The sequence below is a fragment of the Kordia zhangzhouensis genome (genome assembly GCF_001005305.1).
GTDB classification, from domain to species: domain Bacteria; phylum Bacteroidota; class Bacteroidia; order Flavobacteriales; family Flavobacteriaceae; genus Kordia; species Kordia zhangzhouensis.
On record NZ_LBMH01000023.1, the window covers coordinates 1 to 328 of the forward strand.

A 328-nucleotide genomic window follows, 5' to 3' on the forward strand; every position below is an offset into this window, starting at 1 on the left:
CTATGGGTACGAGTAGAAGACCAAGCTACGGGTTGTTTCAGTATCACCAATCTAACCTTGATAGTTAATGAATTGCCAGTATTGACACAACTACCAGGACTAGACACCTGTGATGCAGTGACGCTCAATGATGGAGTAGAAGTCTTTGATTTAACCTCCCTTGCAGAACAACTAGTAAACAATGTGCCTGGGATTAGTTTAGAATACTTCGCCTCACAAGCAGACCTAATAGCCAATCTCCCTATAGTCAATCCGGGAAGCTATAGCAATGTAGAAATAGGAGTGCAAACTATCTTTGTCAGAGCAACCAATGATACAACTGGATGTG

At 42.1% G+C, this 328-nt stretch carries 1 protein-coding gene; it reads left to right on the top strand.

Going from position 1 to position 328, the window contains the following annotated elements; translation table 11 throughout:
- Window positions 1-328, top strand: a 328-nt coding sequence (locus tag AA088_RS18570; protein ID WP_046746312.1) for a hypothetical protein, incomplete at both ends; no start/stop codon positions are given.